This is a genomic window from Actinosynnema sp. ALI-1.44 (assembly GCF_001984155.1).
In the GTDB taxonomy this organism is placed as follows: domain Bacteria; phylum Actinomycetota; class Actinomycetes; order Mycobacteriales; family Pseudonocardiaceae; genus Kibdelosporangium.
This window is the reverse complement of the sequence record NZ_MTQO01000044.1, coordinates 323,263-339,947: the sequence shown is the minus strand read 5'-3', so window position 1 is coordinate 339,947 and position 16,685 is coordinate 323,263. Positions and strand designations below refer to the sequence as shown.

General features: G+C 68.3%; 17 protein-coding genes. 4 read left to right on the top strand and 13 right to left on the bottom strand.

Annotation, left to right across the window (positions count from 1 at the left end; all coding sequences use genetic code 11):
- Positions 1-211: 211 nt before the first annotated feature.
- The 11 genes from ALI144C_RS20250 to ALI144C_RS20200 form a co-directional block, all read right to left on the bottom strand.
- Entirely contained in the window at positions 212-1,660 is a 1,449-nt protein-coding gene (locus tag ALI144C_RS20250; protein WP_076988663.1) for an MDR family MFS transporter, read from the bottom strand.
- Positions 1,661-1,931: 271 nt separating this feature from the next.
- On the bottom strand, positions 1,932-3,419 hold the full coding sequence (locus ALI144C_RS20245) for an amino acid adenylation domain-containing protein (RefSeq protein ID WP_076988662.1): 1,488 nt from the start codon (positions 3,417-3,419) through the stop codon (positions 1,932-1,934).
- Positions 3,416-4,339 carry a hypothetical protein gene (locus tag ALI144C_RS20240; protein WP_083753213.1) on the bottom strand — a complete coding sequence of 308 codons (924 nt, stop codon included), beginning with the start codon at positions 4,337-4,339 and terminating at the stop codon, positions 3,416-3,418. The genes ALI144C_RS20245 and ALI144C_RS20240 overlap by 4 nt, the downstream gene beginning before the upstream one ends.
- Entirely contained in the window at positions 4,336-4,824 is a 489-nt protein-coding gene (locus ALI144C_RS20235; RefSeq protein WP_076988661.1) for a 4'-phosphopantetheinyl transferase family protein, read from the bottom strand. The genes ALI144C_RS20240 and ALI144C_RS20235 overlap by 4 nt, the downstream gene beginning before the upstream one ends.
- Positions 4,803-5,876: an acyl-CoA dehydrogenase gene (locus ALI144C_RS20230; protein WP_237774230.1), complete on the bottom strand. Its 1,074-nt coding sequence runs from the start codon at positions 5,874-5,876 to the stop codon at positions 4,803-4,805. Before ALI144C_RS20230 ends, ALI144C_RS20235 begins: the two co-directional genes overlap by 22 nt.
- A complete protein-coding gene (locus ALI144C_RS20225) occupies positions 5,869-7,008 on the bottom strand; it encodes an acyl-CoA dehydrogenase family protein (protein WP_076988752.1) in 1,140 nt (379 codons plus the stop codon). Before ALI144C_RS20225 ends, ALI144C_RS20230 begins: the two co-directional genes overlap by 8 nt.
- The gene (locus ALI144C_RS20220; protein ID WP_076988660.1) at positions 7,005-7,244 is read right to left on the bottom strand and encodes an acyl carrier protein; all 240 of its coding nucleotides are present in this window, start codon (positions 7,242-7,244) and stop codon (positions 7,005-7,007) included. Before ALI144C_RS20220 ends, ALI144C_RS20225 begins: the two co-directional genes overlap by 4 nt.
- A gap of 1 nt (position 7,245) precedes the next feature.
- The gene (locus tag ALI144C_RS20215; RefSeq protein ID WP_076988659.1) at positions 7,246-8,433 is read right to left on the bottom strand and encodes a decarboxylase; all 1,188 of its coding nucleotides are present in this window, start codon (positions 8,431-8,433) and stop codon (positions 7,246-7,248) included.
- Positions 8,426-9,892, bottom strand: coding sequence for a class I adenylate-forming enzyme family protein (locus ALI144C_RS20210; protein WP_076988658.1), 1,467 nt, complete (start codon positions 9,890-9,892; stop codon positions 8,426-8,428). The genes ALI144C_RS20215 and ALI144C_RS20210 overlap by 8 nt, the downstream gene beginning before the upstream one ends.
- Positions 9,889-11,007, bottom strand: coding sequence for an acyl carrier protein (locus ALI144C_RS20205; protein WP_076988657.1), 1,119 nt, complete (start codon positions 11,005-11,007; stop codon positions 9,889-9,891). The genes ALI144C_RS20210 and ALI144C_RS20205 overlap by 4 nt, the downstream gene beginning before the upstream one ends.
- 9 nt (positions 11,008-11,016) lie before the next feature.
- On the bottom strand, positions 11,017-12,045 hold the full coding sequence (locus tag ALI144C_RS20200) for a methyltransferase (protein WP_083753212.1): 1,029 nt from the start codon (positions 12,043-12,045) through the stop codon (positions 11,017-11,019).
- 185 nt (positions 12,046-12,230) lie between these two features.
- On the opposite strand from ALI144C_RS20200, the gene ALI144C_RS20195 reads away from it, so the two are divergent.
- The 3 genes from ALI144C_RS20195 to ALI144C_RS20185 are packed head-to-tail and all read left to right on the top strand — an operon-like array spanning position 12,231 to position 14,354.
- Entirely contained in the window at positions 12,231-13,049 is an 819-nt protein-coding gene (locus ALI144C_RS20195; RefSeq protein ID WP_076988655.1) for an SAM-dependent methyltransferase, read from the top strand.
- 16 nt (positions 13,050-13,065) lie between these two features.
- Complete coding sequence (locus tag ALI144C_RS20190; protein ID WP_076988654.1) at positions 13,066-13,392, top strand: TcmI family type II polyketide cyclase; 327 nt, start codon at positions 13,066-13,068, stop codon at positions 13,390-13,392.
- Positions 13,393-13,394: 2 nt separating this feature from the next.
- On the top strand, positions 13,395-14,354 hold the full coding sequence (locus ALI144C_RS20185; RefSeq protein ID WP_076988653.1) for an acyltransferase domain-containing protein: 960 nt from the start codon (positions 13,395-13,397) through the stop codon (positions 14,352-14,354).
- A gap of 48 nt (positions 14,355-14,402) precedes the next feature.
- Here ALI144C_RS20185 and ALI144C_RS20180 read toward each other — a convergent pair whose 3' ends face one another.
- Positions 14,403-15,089: a helix-turn-helix domain-containing protein gene (locus ALI144C_RS20180; protein WP_076988652.1), complete on the bottom strand. Its 687-nt coding sequence runs from the start codon at positions 15,087-15,089 to the stop codon at positions 14,403-14,405.
- A 748-nt stretch (positions 15,090-15,837) separates the two neighbouring features.
- Here ALI144C_RS20180 and ALI144C_RS20170 point away from each other — a divergent pair.
- A complete protein-coding gene (locus tag ALI144C_RS20170) occupies positions 15,838-16,206 on the top strand; it encodes a DUF6907 domain-containing protein (protein WP_076988651.1) in 369 nt (122 codons plus the stop codon).
- Between the two features lie 73 nt (positions 16,207-16,279).
- On the opposite strand, the gene ALI144C_RS55620 is transcribed toward ALI144C_RS20170, so the two are convergent.
- Positions 16,280-16,618 (bottom strand): hypothetical protein, encoded by a 339-nt coding sequence (locus ALI144C_RS55620; protein WP_168211301.1) that lies wholly within the window; start codon positions 16,616-16,618, stop codon positions 16,280-16,282.
- Positions 16,619-16,685: the final 67 nt, after the last annotated feature.

The following is a 16,685-nucleotide window of genomic DNA, read 5'->3' as shown; positions in this document are numbered from 1 at the left end:
CGCCGCCGCACTGGCCAGTGGGCGACGGAGGGTTGACAGTCTGTCACTGGACGTGGCTGCTCGCTCCGGCTGTGCTGGTTGTTCCGGCTCGGCTGGCCGGACACAGCGGCACAGAGAGAACAGCCCGGTGACCTGTTCTGGTCACCGGGCTGGTTCACCTGGCGTGATGACGACAGATTCGAACCGCCGGAGCGTGCGCGGTCGACCGCGGTCAGTGAGCCATGGCCGGGCTGCCCTCTTCGCTGGTGTCAGGCCGGTTGGGCAGCATGAACGTCAGCGCGAGCGTGACCACCGCGAAGACGACCATCACTCCGAAGGCCAGCTTCATCCCGCTCAGCTGCGCCGCGTCGACGGCGACACCTTCCGACATCTGCTGGGTGGCACGCGTGGACAACAGGGTCACCGTGAGCGCGGTACCGAACGCGCCCGCGAGCTGCTGAAGGGCCCCGAGCATCGAGCTGCCGTGCGAGTACAGGTGGGCCGGGAGCGCGCCCATGCCGATCGTGAAGATCGGGGTGAACATCGCCGCGAGGCTCACCATCAGCAGGATGTGCAGGCCCAGGATCTGCCAGTACGGCATGGTCAGCGAGAACAGGGTGAACCCGCCGAGGGCGAGCAGCGAGCCGAGCGCGCCGGGCACGACCAGCACGCGCCCGCCGAACCGGTCGAAGACCTTGCCGAAGACCGGTCCGAGCAGCCCCATCGCGAGCCCACCCGGGATCAGCAGCAGACCGGTCAGCAACGGGCTCAGGTGACGCAGGTTCTGCAGGTACAGCGGCAGCAGGAACATCGCGCCGAGCATCGCGAGGAACCCGATGGACAGCAGGATCAACGAGATGCGGAAGGTGCGGTGGCCCAGGGTGCGCAGGTCGAGCAGCGGCGAGTTGGTGCGCTGCAGCTTCACCTGGCGGAACGCGAACAGCGCGACGAGCACCGCGCCGATGGCCGCGATGGTGATGCCCAGGCCGATCTCGTTCTCACCGAACAGGCTCAGGCCGTACACCACGCCGCCCATGCCGAGTGCCGCTACCGCGACGCTGAGCCAGTCGATCGAGCTGACCTGCGGCTCGCCGATGTTGGTCATCTTGCGCAGGCCGAAGTACGCGATCAGGCCCGCGATCGGCAGCACCACCACGAACAGCAGCCGCCAGGACCCGATCTGCAGGATGAACCCGGACACTGTGGGCCCGAGCGCGGGCGCCACCGAGATCGCGAGCATGACGTTGCCCATCACCCGGCCGCGGTCCTGTTCGGGCACGACGGTCATCAGGGTGGTCATCAACAGCGGCATCATCACCGCGGTACCCGACGCCTGCACGATCCGGCCGAGCAACAGCACCAGGAACGTCGGCGCGATCGCGGAGATCACGGTTCCCGCCAGGAACACGCCCATGGCGACCGCGTACGCCTGGCGCGTGGTGAACCGCTGGAGGAACCAGCCGGTCGTCGGGATCACGGCGGCCATCGTCAGCATGAAGGCCGTGGACACCCACTGCGCCGACTGCTGGGTCACGTGCAACGACTCCATCAGCCGCGGGATCGCGTTCAGCATGATGGTCTCGTTGAGGATGACCACGAAGGTGGCGAGCACCAGCAGCCGCACCACGGCGGGTGTGCGGCCGGCCGATCTGGCCGGTCGTTTTTGGGTCACAGCTGACATCGTCTTGCTACCTCTTCGTTTTCCTGCTCGCACTCGCCGCGCAACCCCCAGGCTGCCCCGGCACGGACATCGGTCTGTTTACCTCAGAGGACCGACACAACTGTCCAAACTCATCGGCCGGGACGAGTCTTCCCGATCCGGGCGACGACTTCATCCGAATATGGTGCAGTGCCGGGCGAGTGGGCTGAAACCGCAGGCCCAGCGGGTGTTTCAGCTCAGCGAGAACAGAAAATTCACCCCGGGTTTTTCGGTGGGGTGACCTCGATCACCTTCAAGCGATGAACGAGTCGGTGAGGGCTCGACGGTCTACCTTTCCGTTCTGGTTCAGCGGGAATGTGTCGAAAGCGGTGATCGTGCGCGGCACCATGTACGGCGGCAACCCGGTGCCCAGCGCGGTGAGGAGGTCGTCCGGGTCCTGAACTGTGCCCGTGTAGGCGGCGACGAGTTCGGTTTCGTCGCGTCCCGGCAGTGCGAGCACCACCGCGTCGGTGACGCCGGGCTGCCTGCGCATGGCCGCTTCTATTTCCCCCAGTTCCACCCGGTAGCCGCGGATCTTCACCTGGTGGTCGATCCGTCCGAGGTGGACGAGTTGGCCGTCGAGGCAGGTCACCCGGTCACCGGTCCGGTACCAGTGCGCGTCGGTCAGTTCCGTCGAGCCGTCGTAGATTTGTTTGTCTTCGCTAAGGAAACGGCCGACGTTGTCCGCTTCGTCGAGGTAACCGGGAAAGCGTTGCGGTCCGCGCACGCACAGTTCACCGTCGTCGAGAACCAGGTGTTCCAACTGCGGGTAGGGAAGGCCGATCGGGACCGTGCCGTTGGGCGGTTCAGGCCAGCTACCGCGCGGTAGCCGGTATTCGGTGCAGGTCACGGTCAGTTCGGTCGGCCCGTAGATGTTCTCCACGACGCTGCCGGACGCGGCCGCCTGCCACACCGCCGCCTGCTGGAGTGTCAGCGGTTCGCCGCAGAACATGCTCCACCGCAGACCCGGCATGCTGGCCGGCTTCAGCGCCTTCATCCGATGAGCCAGCGAGATCACCGACGGGACCGAGTTCCAGTGCGTCACGCGACCGCGGTTGACGAACCGCACGGGTGACAACAAGTCGCCACGGGTGGGAACGACCAGCGTCGCGCCGGAACCCCACGCGATGAACATGTCGTACACCGACGGGTCGAACGTCAACTCGAAGAACTGGGAGAACCGCGCGCCCGGACCGGCCTCGTAGCGGGGGATCACGTGCGACAGGTACGAGGTGACGTTCCGGTGTGCGATGCACACGCCTTTCGGAGCCCCTGTCGACCCGGACGTGAACAGGATGTACGCGATGTCGTCCGCTTCCGCCGTGGACGCGGGGAGCGTCGGCGGTGGACCGTCGACTCGTCGTGCCTCCACCACGGGGACCGGGATGTCCGGCGTGGCTTGATCGGTGAGTACGACGTCCATCGCGGACATCCGGGCGACGGTGGCGTTGCGTGCGGGCGGGAACGACGGGTTGAGTGGGATGGCGGTCGCGCCGAGCCGCTGGATGGCCAGGTATCCGGCGTAGGCGAGCACACTGCGTGCCGCCAGCAGGCCGACCCGGCGTGGCACGTCGCCCGTCCGCGCGATCAGCTGACCGGCGACGTGACCGGCCAGATCCGAAAGCTCGCGGTAGGTCAGCTGCTCCGAGCCGACCTCCAGGGCGACCCGGTCCGGGCCGTCGGCGACGGACGCGGCGAACCAGTCGTACATCGTCTGACAGGGGGCCTGCATGGTGGTCATACCTCCGCGACCAGTTCGGTGCACAGCTTGTCGGTGGCCGTGATCAGCCGGTCGAACGCGGGCACGACCAGATCGGGCCGGGGGGTACCGCGCTGTACCGACTTGGCTGCGAAGCGCAACGAGCGGGCGAGTTTCGTCCACGCCACGAGCACGGGCTGGACCAGCGGCAGCGGCGCCAGTCCACGTTCGGACAACGCGGTCAGCCGGAAATGCTGGTGCACACCGGCCGCCCACAGGTCGTCCACGGTGTCGACCACGGCCCTGCCGTCTGCGGCCAGCCGGTCGGCCAGGCGGCGCAGCGTCGGCAGGGCGTCCACGGACCACTCGTCGGCGGCAGGCGTGGACGTGGCTGTCCTGACCAACCAGCGGTAGGACGTGTCGGGTGGCAACGGGACTCGTGAACCCAGCGCGTGGGCGTCCCTGTTCCGCACGGCGTCCGGCAAACCAGGCATGGGTGTCATGGCGTGCCGCAGCTGGGCATCGGTGAGCCAGCCCTCGAACGGTCGCTGCCTGCCGTGCATGGTCATGGTGCTGAACTTGTCCACGGCCAGCCAGGTCCCGGTGCGCGCCGCGCGTACAAGTATCCAATGTGGACCGTGCTGGTCGGCGGGATACGGCGACCACGGCAGGTGCGCGGCGTCGGTCACCACGAGCACCTGGCCCGCGTCGGCCAGTTCCCGTGCCAGCGCCTCGCGTGCCGCGTCCCATGGCTGTGCGCCCCGGTAGGCCAGTTCCCGGCCGTTGCCGCGATCCATCCGGGTGTGCTGGGAGAACACCAGGCGGGAATCGGGTTCGGTGCGCACGCCGAGCCGGATCGCCGAGGCGATGTGCCACCGGATGTCGGTGATCTCCCACGAGAGGTACTCCGCGAGGTTCGCGGTGTAGCAGCTCAACTCCGCCGACGGTGTCATCCAGGTCATCGGGCTTCCTTCCGGTACGCGTAGCTGACCGGGATCGACGACCGGCCGCGCAGGCTGACCCAGTGGCACGACCGCCACGTGCCCGACCCGCGCCCCGGTGGGACGTCGATGTCCCACGGCCTGCCTGCCAGTCCCTCCCCGGTGGTCTTCACAAGTGCCTCGCGGACGGTCCACGCCCACGCGCGTTCCAGCGACCCGTCGGGGACCTGCACGTCGACGCCGACAGCCCGGTCCACACCGACGCACGCCGCGACAGCGCCCCGGTCGTGCGACACGCTGATCCCCAGTTCCCGATGACCGCGCAGATAGGGCTTGCCGCCTGGGTGTGTCACCACGTCGTCCGCCGCGGCGGACGGAACGACCACCCGCAGCAACCTCCGCAGCAGCCGCCAGGCCGCCGCCGACTCACGCATCCCCCGGGGCAGGGGGCCGGTGGCGACCCAGATCCCGGCGGCCACCCGGACTATCCGAGTCCGGGTGAACATTCCGGGTCCATCCCGCGCAGCAGTGACAGCGCGTCATCGGCCACAGTGGACAGAACGACCTCGGTCACGCCGCCGCCCACCCCGAACAGCCCGGCCTGGGCACGCAGGTGCTGCACGCCGTCAGCCGCGAAACCGTCGGCGCCTTGCAGGTGCGCGCATTCGGCGAGAACATGATCGACAGTGCTCGCGGCGGCGGCCTTCACCAACGCCGCTGTGGTGGTGTCGATCCGGCTGCCGACGGTCCTGGTCAACGCGTCCAGTTGGCGGAGCCGGACAAGGCACTCGGCGAACCGCTGCCGGACGCTGTCCAGATGCCACAGGGTGTTCTCGCCGTAGGACCGTGTGGACAAGCGCTCAAGCGTGTCGGCCAGGACACGGCGGCACAACGCCACCGACCACAGCCCACCGGCGAGGCGCTCGGTGCCGATGTGCCGCGCGAACGTGGCCAGGCCACGGCCAGGACGTCCGATGACCTGCCCGGAACACACGTGGTCGAAGCTGATGTGCCCGACCCCGGAACCCTCGAACAGGGGTGTGTCCGCCGGTGTCACGGTCACCCCCGGCGCGGACGCGGGCACCAGCACCCACGTGAAGCTGGAGAAGTGCCGTCCCGCCTTGTGCCTGGCCAGCACCAGGAACGCGTCGGCCGTGGTCGCGTTGGTGATCCAGCGTTTGTCGCCGGTGAGGTCGATCCCGTCGTCGCCGAGCCGGACCTCGGTGCGCAGCGCGGTCAGGTCCGAACCCGACCCGATGTCCGTCGCGGCCAGGGCGATCGTGTCGATCCCGGCTCGCACCCGGTGCAGGATCTCGGCGGGGCCGTCCGCCAGGATCGGCAGCACGGTCGCCACCTGCACGCACACCGACAGTGTCGTGCCGACCGGGAAACGCCGGTCCACCGCGGCGAGCAGACGTCCCAGCCGGTCCGGGTCCGTGCCGACCTGTTCGATCAGCCGGGCCCGGCCGAGTGCGCGCCACACGTCGCGGCCCGACGCACTGGCGGCCAGGCCGTTCAGCACGCCGGTCAGCGAGGGCGCGACCAGCAGATCAGACAAAGCGGACCTCCGGGTCGAGCAGCGCGAGCCGGCCGTCCGCGAGGTGCAACCGGTCGTTGCTGTAGTTCAACGCGGCCGACCGCAGGTCACGCAGGGCCAGCTCAAGCCGGGTCGGCGAGTCCTTGAGGTAGCCGTGCCGCAGCCCGACCGCGTCCACCAGGTCGTTCACCGCCGCGTGGCACTGTTCGGCCGCGGTGATCTTCAACGCGTTCAGCAGCAGTTGGTTGACCGGCTGGGACAGGTCCGGCGCGGTCGCCACGACGTGCTCGGCCCGCCGCAGCAGGGCGTGCACGCCGTCAAGTCGTTGCCGTGCGGTGGAAAGCCTGGTCAGCAGCAGTTCGGACTTGATGTCGAACCGGTCGCGGCCCTCCTTGCCGCGGATCATCCGCAGCACACGCGACAACGCGCCCGCGGCCGTTCCGAGCCACGCGGCGGACCAACCCAGATGTGCCAGCGGTGCGAAGATGGTGGTGGCGATGTCCCCGAACGCCCCGTGCTCGCCGATCACCTGCTCCCCGGGCACGCTGCCGACCAGCTTCATCGGCACGCTGTGGCTGGCACGCATGCCCATCGGCTGCCAGTCGCCGGAGGCGGTCACCTCCAACTGGTCGCGGTCGGCGTAGACCAACGAGACCTGGTTGGGGGAGTCGGCGTCCGGACTGCGCATGGTGATCAGGAAGCCGTCCGCGTGCGCGCCGCCGGTCACGATCGGCGCGAACCGGTCGACGGCCAGTGCCGTGTCCCCGCTGAGCGCGGACTCCGCGCTGCGCAGGTGACCGCCCTTGCCCGCCTCGGTGGTCACCGACGCCAGGTAGACCTGCCCCTGGCCGATGCGTTTCAGCAGGTCCGCGCGGAACGGCTCGTGCGCGTGCCGGACGACCGCGGCGACCTGCTGGCAGTGCATCACGAAGATCATCGACAGCGACATGTCGGTCCGGCCGAGCTTGATGCCCACGTCGACGACATCGGCCAGGGTCCCGCCGAGACCGCCGTACTCGGCCGGGACCAGCAGGCCGAGCAGCCGGGTGCGCCGCAACTCCGCCAGCGCCTCGACGGGGAACACCGCGTCCCGGTCGGCGCGGGCCACGTGCCGTTCGGCGACCTGGACGACCTGGTCGACGAGCTCGTTCATGCGGCCGCTCCCGCTGTCGCGATCGCCCGCCACAGGCTGCCCGCGGTGGCGAACGTGGCGTCACCCATCTCGTCGTCCGGCAACGAGACGCCGTAGGTGTCCTCGATGGCGAACAGCAACTCGATGGACTGCATCGAGTCGAGACCCAGCGCCCGCAGGTCCGAGTCCTCGGTGATCGGTTTGCCGTCGGCGAACTTCAGGAACTTGCCGAGCAGTTCGGTGAAACGCGCGTCCATGTCATGTCTCCGTTGAATTCCTAGTGAGAGCCAGCCGGGAGATCCTGGGCGGGGCGTCGCCGTCGACGACCACTTCGACCGGCAGCGGGTGGCCGAGGAACGCGACCAGGCTCGCGTACAGGCCGTACGCCCCGACGTTCGGAATCGCGAGCACGTCACCCGGCCGGACATCGGGAATCCGCGCCGACCGCGCCCACAGGTCCAGCGGCGTGCACAGTGGACCGGCCAGCATCGCGCCGCTGAGATCGCCGGGGGAGGTGACGTCCGGGACCAGCGGCGGCAGGCGGCGCAGGCCGGACATCCCGCCGAGGTGGTTGATCCCCGAATCCAGCACCACGACCCGCTTGCCGTGCGACCGCTTGACGTCGAGCACGGTCGTGTACAGCGTGCCCGCGGTACCGACCAGATAACGACCGGACTCGAACGCGATCACCAGGTCGTGGCCGTCGAGCATCCGGTCGAGTTCGTCCTTGAGCCCGGTGAGGGCGACCGCGCTGCCCGCGCGGGCGAACGGCGCGCCGAACCCGCCGCCGAGATCCAGCATGTGCATGTCGGCACCGTGCTGCCGGAGCACCTCGGTCAGCTCGATCCCGGTGTCCAGCGACCGCCGGAACTGCGCGACCAGATCGTCCACTGTGGTCATGTTGGTGCCCATGTACAGGTGCAGGCCCGACACGATCGCGTTCGGCCGTGACGTGAACTTCTCCGGCTCGGCGAGCACCCACGAGGTGTCGGCACCGAACTGGGACGCGACACCGGTCATCGCCAGACCCTGCCCCGCGACCGGCTGGTCGTCGTTGACCCGCAGCAGGCACCGCGCCTGGACGCCGTGCGCCGAGGCGATCCGGTCGAGCTGGTCCAAACCGGTCACCGAGTCCACGGAGAACTTGTCCAGGCCCGACTTGATGGCATACGCGAGATCCTCGTCCCGTTTGCCGGGCCCGGTGTAGAGAATCTCGTCCGCGGACCAGCCGGTCGCGAGCGCCGCGTCGAGTTCCCCGCGTGAACACACCTCGGCGCGAGCGCCGCCCTGGCGGATCGTGCCGAGCACATCCGGATGCGGGTTGGCCTTCAGCGAGTAGTACAGGATGGACCGGTCGGGCAGGGCCCGGACCAACGCCTCCTGGTTGGCCCGGATCTCCGCGAGGTCGTACACGTACGCCGGGGTCTCCGGCAGCCTGTCATCCACCGTCGGCCTCCACGAGCATCGCGGCCACTGCCTTGCGATCGACCTTCCCGTTGCCGGTCAACGGCAGCCGGTCGGCGACCAGGCAACGGCCGGGGATCTTGAACTCCTCGATCTCCTGGCGCATCCCGGCCAGGACGTGCTGCGGCGCGTGATCGGTCACGACCACCAGGACCGCCGGGCGGCCGTCGTTCGGCGGCAGGACCACCGCGGACTCCACCCCGGCGACGCGCCGGGCCGCGGCCTCGACTTCGGTCGCGCTGACCCGCAGGCCGCGTTCCTTGTAGATGTCGTCGAGCCTGCCGACGAAATGCAGGTGCCCGGCCTCGTCGAGCCAGCCGTGGTCGCCGGTCCGCAACTCCGGGAACAGGCCGTCGCGGCGGACGAACCGTCGCGCGGTCATCTCCGGCTGCCGCCAGTACCCGGACATCACGTTCGGCCCGCGGACCGTGATCTCGCCGATCTCACCGGCGCCGAGCCGGACGCCTGATTCGTCCACTGTGAACACCTCGGTGCCCGGCAGCGCCACACCGCAGGTCCCGGGGTTGTCCAGGTCGGCGTCCGGCGGCGCGATCGTGGCACGCTTGCACTCGGTCAGGCCGAACATCAACTGGACCGACAGGCCCGGAAGGGCGGCCCGCAACTCCGAAAGGACATTTCCTGGCATCGCGGCACCCGTGTTGGTCAGCAGCCGAAGCGCGGGTTTCCGCCCTCGATGCCTGGGCAGCAGCCGCGCGAGCGCCTCTGCCACAGCGGGGACCGCGGGCAGGACCGTGGCTCCCGAAGCGACCAGTTTGCCGACCAGCGACGGCCCGACCTCGGCCGGGCGCCCCAACCAGACCCTGGCCCCGGACACCGCGCCGAGGAACAGCTGGTACATGCCGTAGTCGAAGGACAGCGGAAGCGGACAGTAGATGACGTCCGTTTCCCTGTACCGGAGCACGGACTGGATGGCGTTCACCGCGAACACGACCGGCTGGTGCGTACTCACCACGGCTTTCGGCGCCGACGTGGTTCCCGAGGTGTAGAGCAGGAACAACGCGTCCACCGCCAAGGGGTCCGGACCGGTGTCGCCGGTTGCCTGCGACACCTCGTCCGTACGGACCGCCTTGATTGCCCTGGCCCGCGCTGTCGCGGCGAAGTCGTCGGAGATCAGCAGGACCGGTTCGCAGTCGTCCAGCACGTGCGTGAGCGACCATTCGGTGGTCTGCTCGTGCAGAACCGAGATAATCGCGCCGATCCGGGACGCCGCGTAGATCAGCACCGGGTGCAGAACCGACGACGGGCTCACCAGGACAATCCGGTCACCGCGCCGCACACCGTTGTCCAACAGCCACCTCGCTGTCCGGCGGCTGGCCGTCGCGAGCTCGTGATGGGTCAGGGTGGTGTCGCCACCGGTGATCGCGGGCCGGTCCGGCCAGCGCCGCGCGGCCTCGTCGGCGATGTGGTGTACCAGGCTCATGCGCGGACTCCGGGTTGTCGGGCGATGCGGCACAGGTCGTCGACCCGGTGCAGGTTCTCGGGGACCAGGTCGGCCGGGTCCAGTTCGACGCCGAGGTCGTCCTCCAGCCGTTCGATGATCTCCACCAGTCGGAACGAGCTGAACCGGGGCAACGTCGTGAACTCGAGGCCGCCGAGCAGCCTCGCCTCGGTGACCCCCAGCACCGCGCTCGCGATCGCGGCAACCGCCCGGCGCAGCGCGTCGCCAGTCAACGGGCCGCTGTAGGCGTTGGCGGCTCGTGTGGGCACAGCGAACACGGCACGATCGGCGGCCAGCAGCTCAGCCAGCCTGCCCACCAGCCACGGCGGCTCGTCCCGGCCGCGCAGCACGCGTCGATACGCCAGGTAAGCCTGCTCGGACAACGAATCCCAGCCTCGCAGGTGCTCTGCCATGTCGTCGGCTGGTCGGCCGTGCACCTGCTGGAACGCGGCGTGCAGTTTGCGTGACCGCGTCAGCAACCAGGTTTCCAGCGTGAGTCGCTCGACTGTTCGTGACCGGTTCGGGTCACGTTCGTACGCCGCGATGTAGCCGTCGACGTTGCCGTCGTCCAGCGACGGCGTCAGCCGGGGCAGGCCCAGTGTGGTGGGTTCGAAGTGGAACACCTCGGCCTGCGGCAGGCACAGCTGTTGGTCGCAGAGCTTCCACGTGCCGGGCGCGGCCGTTCCCCACTGGGTTTCGTTGGCGTAGGCGTCGATGACCGTGCAGTCAGGCGCGAGCAGGAAGCTGTGTTCCATGTGCTGGTTGCCGAAGTACGGCACCCAGGGCAGTTCGTAGGCGTCGGCGACGACGTACACGAGGTCACGTCCGGCGGTCCAATCGAACAGTTCGGGCCCCGCGACGGTCGCCCGGTCGCGCGCGACCAGGCCGAGCAGGTCCTCGGCCGCCGCGATCTGCTTGGCGAGGCTCGGTTCGACGGTCGGCAGCTCGTTCGAGCGGTGCCGCCAGTGAAAGGTCAACTGCGCGCCCAGGTTCAGGTGCGCGTCGGGGCCGTAGTGGTGGTCGGCGAGCACCGCGAGGTTGGTCTGCACACAGTCCATCAGGTTCGCGTGTACAGAGTCCGGCGACGGTGTGGCCATGGTGATCTCCTAGCTTCTGGTGACTGGGACGGCTTCGATGAGGTGGTCGTCTAATTCGCCCACCCGCACCGCGTGCCGCGGTTGGAACCCAGCCGCAGTGAGCAAGGCGTGGAACTCGCCCTCGGTGCGTTCCCGCCCGCCGAAGTTGACCAGCATGTTGATGTCCATCAGGTAGTCGTCCGGTGGCCCGCCCGGCTCCGGCGTCGCGGGCAGCACGGACTCGACGAGGACCAGCCTGCCGTCGGCGGGGATCGCCGCACGGCAGTTGGTGAGGATCGCCGCCGCCTGCGTGTCGTCCCAGTCGTGCAGGATGTTCTTGAGCAGCAACAGGTCCGCGCCTTTGGGCACCTCGCGGAAGAAGTCGCCTGCCGTGACCTCGCAGCGGTCGGCGACACCGGCGTCGGCCAGGACGCCTGCTGCCTGCTCGACGCCCTCCTCGCTGTCGAACACGATCCCGCGCAGCCGCGGCTCGGCGGTGAGGATCGCGGCGATCAGCGTTCCGTTGCCGCCGCCGACGTCCATCACGGTGCCGAACCGGGAGAAGTCGTAGTGTTTCGCGATCGCCTCGGCGGTTTCGGTCGTACCCTCGCCCATCGACGCGTTGAACAACGCGGACAATTCGGCGTCCTCGGCGATGTGGGTGAAGAAATCCGTTCCGTAGACCCGGTTGAACGCGATCTGTCCGGTCCGGACGCTCCAGTCCAGATCGCGCCACCCGCGCAGGATCGTCTCGTCGGTGCTCACCCGCACGACAGCGTGCAGTGAATCCGGCACGTCCTTGCGCAGCAACGTGCCCACCGAGGTCAGCGCGTAGTGCCCGGCGTGAGGTTCGGACGTGAGGCCGATCGCGGTCAGCGCCCGCAGCAGGCGCCGCAAGGACGGCTCGTGCACGCCGAGTTCGTCCGCGAGGTCCGCTGTGGAGCGTGTGCGGTCGGCGAGCCGGTCGGGCAGGTCGAGCCGCAGCGCGGCGACGACCAGTCCGGTGCTCGTGTAGCCCCACACCAGTCGCATCAGCGCCTGGCCTGCATCCTGCCGCATCGGTGCCCTCCCTTTGGCGATCAGCCCGTGTCAGCAGCTTCGGCGCGGCAGGGACAAATGTTCAACACCCGCCGTTGCAGGAAACCTCCAGTTCTGTGCAAGGGAATCGTCAACACTACAAATGTCCTCGGATTGCCGTGCCGTGCTGTCGACACGGCGGAATCCCCTCGGTTAGAAACGGTGACATGACCGGGAATCCAACGACAACGGCCGACGGGAAAAGCGTCGGGCTGAATACCGAGGTCCCGCATTCCGCCAGGGTGTACGACTACATGCTCGGCGGGACGGACAACTTCGCGGCCGACCGCAAGGTCGGCGACGACCTGATCGCCGCCATGCCGTGGATTCGCGGCGTGGTCAGGGCCAACCGGGCGTTCCTCGGCCGGGCCGTGCGGTACGCCGCGCAGCAGGGCGTCGGGCAGTTCCTCGACCTCGGCGCGGGTCTGCCGACGTCGCCGAGCACGCACGAGGTGGCCAGGCAGGTGCGCCCGGACGCGAAGGTGGCCTATGTGGACACCGACCCGATCCTGCTCGAGCACGCCCGCACGCTGCTGTCCGGTGGGTCGGACTCGACCGCGGTGGTGCACGGCGACGTGCGCGACCCGGCGTCCACCCTGGCCAACCCGGAGCTGCGCGCGGTCATCGACCTGGACAAGCCGGTCGCGGTGATGCTGATCGGCCTGATGCACCTGTTCCACGACGCCGACGACCCGTACGGGATCGTGGCGAAGTACCTCGCGGCGGTGCCGTCCGGCAGCATGCTGCTGTTCTCCCAGTTCACCGCCGACTTCACGCCGGAGACGGCCGGTGAGCTCGAGCGGATCTCCAGCGGTGCGGGCGAGCCGGTCGCGATGCGGACCGGCGCCGAGATCGCCCGGTTCTTCGACGGGCTGGACATCGTCGAGCCGGGTCTCGTGCACATGCCGAAGTGGCGGCCGGACGGTGCGCTGCCGGACGGTTCCGAACACGTCTTCCTGTACGCGGGCGTCGCCCGCAAGCCGTGAAACAGAAAGGGAAACCATGTACACCACACTGATCGTCGGGCGGATGAAGCCCGCCGAGAAGGACCTGATCGCCGGTCACTTCGCGAACTTCGACGACTCCGAGATGCCCCACCTGATGGGCACGCGGCGGCGTGAGCTGTTCAACTACAACGACCTGTACTTCCACCTGCAGCAGTTCGACGACGACCACGACTCGAGCGAGGCGATCCGCAACGCGATGGACCACCCGCTGTTCGTGGACATCAGCCAGAAGCTGATCGCGATGATCGACCCGTACGACCCGAAGACGTGGAAGCAGCCGACCGACGCGATCGCGAAGTCGTTCTACCGCTGGCAGCCCTGACCATGACCAGCCCGATCGCCCTGGTGCTGCCGGGGCAGGGTGCGCAGTACCCGGGCATGGCCGTGGAACTGCACGGCGCCGAACCGGTCTTCACCGCGGCCATGGACTCGTTCTTCGAGTCGATGGGCACGGTGGGGACGGAACTGCGGGCCGACTGGTTGAGCGAACAGCCGCGCGTGCCGCTCGACGACGCGTCACGGGCACAGCCGTTGCTCTTCGCTCTGGGATACGCGCTCGGCCGGACGCTGATGGAGCGCGGGATCACCCCGTCGGTGCTGATCGGGCACAGCGTGGGAGAACTGGCCGCGGCCGCACTGGCGGGAGTGTTCGACCCGTCCGGTGCGGCCCAGGTCATCCTGGCCCGTTACGAGGCGATGGCCACCGCCCCGCGCGGCGGCCTGCTGGCGGTGTCGGCGGCGGCGTCGGACGTGGAGCGCTACCTGGACCACTCCGGTGGTACGGGCATCGCGGCGATCAACGCGCCTAACCTGACCGTGGTGTCAGGTCCGGAAGCAGAGCTGGTCCAGGTCCGGGAGGTGCTGTCAGCCAACGGGATCGGCTCGATGCGAGTGGGCTCCCGGCAACCCTTCCACTGCCCGGCGGTGGTGGCGGCAGGGGAGAAGTTCGAGGCGGGGTTCGCCGGTGTGACCCTGCGTCCGCCGCGGATCCCGATCATCTCAACCAGAACAGGCCACCCGGTGACTCCGTCGCAAGCCGTCACCCCGGAGTTCTGGGCACGGCAGCTCGACGCGCCAGTGCTGTACTGGCCTGCCCTGGACACACTGTTCGGCGCGGGAGACTACACGGTCGTGGAGGCCGGACCAGGGAAGGGATTGTCCATGCTGGCAAAGAAACACCCCGCTGTCCGCGGTAGGCGCAGCAGCGTGGTCTCGTTGTCCCCGACACGGGCAAGCGGCACGCTGACGGCGTGGCGTGACGGGCTGGCACAGCTGAGCCACTGACAAATCACCGCCCCACTGTCCGGATCCGACAGTGGGGCGGTGCTGGTCTTATTCTCCGAGGACCGGCGCGAGCCGCTGCAGGAGCCACCCCGCGCACCAGCGGCCTTCGCTGTCCTGGGGATCCACGGCGGTTTTCGCGAGTTTCGCGGCGAGTGCGACGGGGTCCGGTGCGGTGGACGGGTCGTCGGCCACGGCGAGCGCGATCGACCACTCCCACTGCATGAGCCTGGACACCTCGGAGGCAACGCACAGACGCCGCACCTTCGCGTCGCTGCTGAGCACTTCGGCAACCAGTTCGGCGTTTGCCCGGCCCGGCAGGAACCCGACAATGGACACCGCGTTCGCGCGCAGTGTGCTCGTCTCGCCTTCCTTGGCCCAGCGGCGGAAGTTCTCGATCCCGTTGGGCCCCAGCAACGGGCAGACCGCCGCGTCGATCGTGCTGGACGTCGGACCCTCGATGAAGATACCGGGGTTTCCTGCTTCGACTGCTTCGCGGATCTGCTCAAGGTGTTTGTCGTCTTGGATCTTGCGCAGTCGGGGATGGGTGATGTCGCGTCGTCGCATGCCTGCTCCCAGAACTTGCTCGTAGGCCGCAATCACGTCCGGCGTTGCGGGTCTTACACCCGTTTCGACCTGACCGAGGTAGCCAGCGGAATAGCTGGTCGCCTTCGCCAGTTCGCGCAGCGAGTAGCCCGCGTAGTTGCGTCCGGCACGGAGCCGTTCACCGTCACTCATGTTGCTGACGGATGCTGACACCTTTGCTGACACCTGCTGTCTCCGTCCCTGTTCAGCGGGCTGTTTGTGCTGACGACGATACGCCTATGAGCTTGCATGTAGACAGCGCCGCAGGTCAACGGGCCGAGATACCCCGTTCGGGGGGTCTGGCGGTTCCCTATGTCACGGCGTGGTCAGCCGAACAGAACGTGTCCGGCGAGGTCATCTTGCGGCCCGGCGGCGGCGTTGGTTACCTGGACGAATCGATCGTTGACCGTGACGCGTACGGCGTCCTGTGGGTTCGTTCTGCCTCGTGTCCAGGTGCGGGGAAGCCGGTTTTCGGTGAGGTCCACTCGCTGCGGCAGCGTCGGGCGATGCGGCGACTGCTGTGTCAGGTTTGCGGCGACGCTGCCGACCGAACGCCGGACGGGATTCTGTGGCTCTTGCCGGACTTTCGGGAGGACTGGCCAGGCTGGCCGGATGCGATGGCGAACGTCGAGCCGCCGATATGTCTGCGCTGCGCGGGAGTGTCCATGCGGCTGTGCCCGAGACTACGACGTGGTGCGGCGGTGGTGCGGGTCCTCGAGTGTCCCGTTGTCGGTGTACGCGGCAAGCTCTACGCGCCAGGCCAGGAAGGACCCATTCTTGTGGGCACCGACGCCTTCGCGTTTGACGACCTGCGGATTAGGTGGGTACAGGCATTCAGCCTGGTCAGACAGTTGCGTGGGTGCACCCTGGTAATGCCTGGAGAACTGACAGGACACGACTCATGAGCAGCACGCCTGCTGCAGACGGGGACCGCGCACGGCCGTTCTGGCTGCACGAGCCTTGCCCGGCATGGTGCGACAAGTTCCATGAGGACAACCTCGACAGCGGCGACCGGCGGCACGTGTCGGACGAGGTGCGTGAGGTCCAGTTGTCAAGCGAGGACATGAGTGTCCATGGGCAATCGCCGCACAAGGCTTCGGACTACCGGCCAACCGAGCTGGTGATCTACCTCGACCAGCACGTTCGGGAGATCGGACCACGCGTGATCGTGGACCAACTGCCAGGCGATCGTACGAAGCTTCACTTGCTCCCAACTGAGGCAAGGCGCGTCGCCGAGGCACTGCTCGACATGGTGGCACTTGCCGAATGACCAGCTAAGCTACCGACAACCGCGTGCTCGTCACTACCACTGTTCCCGATGAACGGTAGGAGCGGTGCTCGGCTCAGCCCGGTGTCGCGTAGTGCGGTTGGGTCGCCTCAGGCGGGATGGGCAGAGGGGTCTCGATCGCTTCCCGCCTGATCCGCTCCCGCGCGGCGATCGCCGGGTCCGGCTCCTTCGGCTTCGCGGGTTTCTTGCTCGTCTGCGTTTTGGGTGCGGCCTGCTTCGACGGCGGTGTTGGCGTCGCCGACGGCTGCTGTTGCACCTTCGCTTCTTGTGTTACCGAAGGGGGCACGCTGGTCGGTGGAGCCGGGACCGGCGGCGGAACCACCGGTGGTTGTTCGGTACCGCAGGCCGCGACCAAGGCCAGCGCGCCAAGAGACAGGGACAACCGGAGTCGCATCTTCGAAATCCACGCTTTCGTCAGGAGTCAGCACCCGGAAGACGGGGCAGTCACAAGATCGTCGACG

Excerpts from the sequence above, each read along its gene's own strand:
- ALI144C_RS20250 (WP_076988663.1), bottom strand. The coding sequence starts at position 1,660 with ATGTCAGCTGTGACCCAAAAACGACCGGCCAGATCGGCCGGCCGCACA.
- ALI144C_RS20245 (WP_076988662.1), bottom strand. The coding sequence starts at position 3,419 with ATGACCACCATGCAGGCCCCCTGTCAGACGATGTACGACTGGTTCGCC.
- ALI144C_RS20240 (WP_083753213.1), bottom strand. The coding sequence starts at position 4,339 with ATGACCTGGATGACACCGTCGGCGGAGTTGAGCTGCTACACCGCGAAC.
- ALI144C_RS20235 (WP_076988661.1), bottom strand. The coding sequence starts at position 4,824 with ATGTTCACCCGGACTCGGATAGTCCGGGTGGCCGCCGGGATCTGGGTC.
- ALI144C_RS20225 (WP_076988752.1), bottom strand. The coding sequence starts at position 7,008 with ATGAACGAGCTCGTCGACCAGGTCGTCCAGGTCGCCGAACGGCACGTG.
- ALI144C_RS20220 (WP_076988660.1), bottom strand. The coding sequence starts at position 7,244 with ATGGACGCGCGTTTCACCGAACTGCTCGGCAAGTTCCTGAAGTTCGCC.
- ALI144C_RS20210 (WP_076988658.1), bottom strand. The coding sequence starts at position 9,892 with ATGAGCCTGGTACACCACATCGCCGACGAGGCCGCGCGGCGCTGGCCG.
- ALI144C_RS20205 (WP_076988657.1), bottom strand. The coding sequence starts at position 11,007 with ATGGCCACACCGTCGCCGGACTCTGTACACGCGAACCTGATGGACTGT.
- ALI144C_RS20200 (WP_083753212.1), bottom strand. The coding sequence starts at position 12,045 with ATGCGGCAGGATGCAGGCCAGGCGCTGATGCGACTGGTGTGGGGCTAC.
- ALI144C_RS20195 (WP_076988655.1), top strand. The coding sequence starts at position 12,231 with ATGACCGGGAATCCAACGACAACGGCCGACGGGAAAAGCGTCGGGCTG.
- ALI144C_RS20190 (WP_076988654.1), top strand. The coding sequence starts at position 13,066 with ATGTACACCACACTGATCGTCGGGCGGATGAAGCCCGCCGAGAAGGAC.
- ALI144C_RS20185 (WP_076988653.1), top strand. The coding sequence starts at position 13,395 with ATGACCAGCCCGATCGCCCTGGTGCTGCCGGGGCAGGGTGCGCAGTAC.
- ALI144C_RS20180 (WP_076988652.1), bottom strand. The coding sequence starts at position 15,089 with ATGAGTGACGGTGAACGGCTCCGTGCCGGACGCAACTACGCGGGCTAC.
- ALI144C_RS20170 (WP_076988651.1), top strand. The coding sequence starts at position 15,838 with ATGAGCAGCACGCCTGCTGCAGACGGGGACCGCGCACGGCCGTTCTGG.
- ALI144C_RS55620 (WP_168211301.1), bottom strand. The coding sequence starts at position 16,618 with ATGCGACTCCGGTTGTCCCTGTCTCTTGGCGCGCTGGCCTTGGTCGCG.